The sequence below is a fragment of the Trebonia sp. genome (genome assembly GCF_049794275.1).
In the GTDB taxonomy this organism is placed as follows: Bacteria; Actinomycetota; Actinomycetes; order Streptosporangiales; family Streptosporangiaceae; genus Trebonia.
Genome location: NZ_JBARCR010000696.1, coordinates 1 through 2,790, shown reverse-complemented (window position 1 = coordinate 2,790; position 2,790 = coordinate 1). Strand labels below are relative to the sequence as shown.

Annotated in this window: 2 protein-coding genes; both read right to left on the bottom strand. The window is 69.4% G+C overall.

Features of this window, described 5'->3' with window-relative positions; translation table 11 throughout:
• Positions 1-167 precede the first annotated feature (167 nt).
• A complete protein-coding gene (locus tag WA805_RS18575; protein ID WP_422277168.1) occupies positions 168-1,496 on the bottom strand; it encodes an ABC transporter permease in 1,329 nt (442 codons plus the stop codon).
• On the bottom strand, positions 1,493-2,790 hold a 1,298-nt coding region (locus WA805_RS18570; protein WP_425242960.1), incomplete at its 5' end, for an ABC transporter permease. The genes WA805_RS18575 and WA805_RS18570, both read right to left, overlap by 4 nt.

Genomic DNA, 2,790 nt, shown 5'->3' with positions numbered 1-2,790 from the left:
CGTCAGCCGCCCCGCGAACCGGTCGGCCAGCTCCGCGCCGGCCTCGTCGTCGCCGCGAGCCAGCAGGGCGCGCAGCTCCGCCTGGTCGCGCTCGTCGGGGTCGTCGTCGAGCCACGCCTCAACCGCCGTCCGCAACTGCGCGTCGACCGTCATAAAGCGTAATCCTGTCAGGACTTCACGTAGGGGATGCCTTCGGCCTTCGGTGGGCGCACCTTGCCGACGAGCCCGGCCACCACGATGATCGTCACCACGTACGGGGTGAGCAGCAGCAGGTTCGACTGAATCGGCACGTTGAGCGACGACAGGATCGACTGCATCTGCGTGGTGAAGCCGAACAGCAGCGCCGCCCCGACGGCCCCGAACGGCGTGTACCGCCCGAAGATCATGGCCGCCAGGGCGATGTAGCCCTCGCCTGACGACATGTCGGGGCCGAACGAGCCGACCGAGCCGATCGTGAAGTACGCGCCGCCGATGCCCGCGATCAGCCCGGAGATGATCACGTTCCGGTACCGCATGGCCAGCACCCTGATGCCGACGGTGTCCGCCGCCACCGGGTGCTCGCCGATGGCCCGCGTCCGCAGCCCCCACCGTGTCCTGGCGAGCCCGACCTGGGTCAGGGCGAGGATCACGTACGTGAGGTACAGGAAGATGTTCGCGTCGAAGAACACCGGCCCGATGATCGGGATGTCGCCGAGCCCGGGGATCTTCAAGGGGCCGAACGTCGACGGGTTGTTCAGCGTGTCCCCGTACGGCACCATGATCGCGTTGTACAGGTACCCGGTGAGGCCGAGCACCAGGGTGTTCAGCACGACGCCGAGCACGATCTGGTTGACGGTGTAGGCGATCGCGAAGAGGGCGAGCAACGCTCCCACCAGCGACCCGGCGAGCGCGCCGCAGATCAGCCCGAGCCACAACGACCCGGTCACCGACGTGGCGATCGCCGCGCAGAACGCGCCGAGCAGCAGCTGGCCCTCGATGGCGATGTTGACGACGCCCGAGGTGGAGCAGATCACGCCGGTCAGCGCGCCGAGCATGATCGGGATCGAGTCGTTGAGCGAGCCCGACATCAGGTTCACGACGTTGAACGGGATGGCCTGCCCCGCGGCGGCCCAGGCGCTCAGCGCGACGATGAACAGGAAAAGCACGACACCGAGGATGACCCGGCGGCCGGTGCGGCCGAGCCGCAGCACCCCGATGACCGACAGCAGCCGCACGAGCGCCAGCGCCAGCGTGATGCCGCCGCACACGTAGCAGGTCGCCGCGCCGGGCAGCGTCAGGTTCGGTACCGACACCTTGGCGAATTCGGGCTTGAACGCGAACGTGGCGTCCCCGTGCGCGTTCCGCCCGAACAGCAGGATGTCCACGAGCCCGAACAGCGCGAACGTGATCGGTGCCGCGAACCGGCCGCCCCGCGCGGCCCCGCCGTCCGCGGGCAGTAGCTCTGGCAGCCGCGACTTGCCTAGCGACTGAGAAGCCGTGCCCCTCGCAGTGGTCACGCGCTCAACCCCCTTGAGGTGCCGGTGGCGACTCCGGCGGCGCGGGTCGCCCGGAGCCGGAACATGGCTTTGACCAGTGGCGGCGCGATGACGAACAGCACGATCAGCGCCTGGAGCACCTGGACGATCTGCACCGGCGTGTTCGCCGCGTTCTGCATGCCAGGCGATCCCGCGTGCAGCGCGCCGAACAGCAGCCCCGCCGCCACCACGCCGCCCGGCTTGCCGCGCCCGAGCAGCGCCACGGTGATCGCGTCGATCCCGTAGGTGCCGAAGCTCTGCGGGTTGAGGGTGAAGTCGGTGCCCTGGATGACGGCCGACCCGGCCAGCCCGGCGAGACCGCCGGCGATCAGGAAGACCAGCACCCAGCTCCGCTCCACCTTCATGCCCGCCACCCGCGCGGCCGACGGGTTGGCCCCCACCGACCGGAACTCGAACCCGGTGGTGGTCCTGTTCAGCAGCCACCACGCGCCGAACGCGCACGCGATCGCGATCAGGAACCCGGCGTTGATCCGCAAGTTGGTCCCGGCGATCAGCGGCAGGTGCGCGTTGGACGCGATCGGCGGCGTGATCGGGTTTGGCGACCCGGACGCCTGCAGCAGGTTGGGTGACGACAGCAGGTACGCCAGGAAGTACAGCATGACGTAGTTGAGCATGATCGTGACGATGACCTCGTGCGCCCCGGTGCGCGCCTTGAGCTCGCCGGCGATCCAGCCGATCGCGGCGCCGCCGACGAAGCCGCCCAGGACGCAGACGACCACGTGCACGAAGAACGGCAGGGACAGGTCGTAGCCGAGCCAGGCGGCCATGATGGCGCCGCCGATGAACTGGCTCTGGCCGCCGATGTTGAACAGGCCCGCCTGGTACGGCAGCGCGACGGCGAGACCGGTGAGGATCAGCGGCGTCGCGCCGACCGCCGTCTCCGACAGCGGCATGAACACGGCCGACAGGTACCCGTCGTGGATCGCGGTGCTTATCGACGACTGCTGGAACAGGGCGGCCACGGTGTGCGGGTTGAACACCGAGCCCTCGAACAGCGCCACGTACGTCGACGAGGCCACGTCCCAGGCCTTGGGGATGACGTCGCCCGCGGGCGCGTGCAGCACGGCCGGGTTGGTGAACGCGGCGAGCAGGCCGCCGAGCACCATGGCGGACAACAGCGCGAGCACCGTGACCGTGACGGTGTTTCCTTCGAGAAAAGATTCTTTAAAGACTGTCCCGAACGTACGCCGCTGACTCCCGGGGCTCCCCTCCTCCGCGGCGGTGGGCGGCGACGGGGGTGCGGTGCTCACGAGTC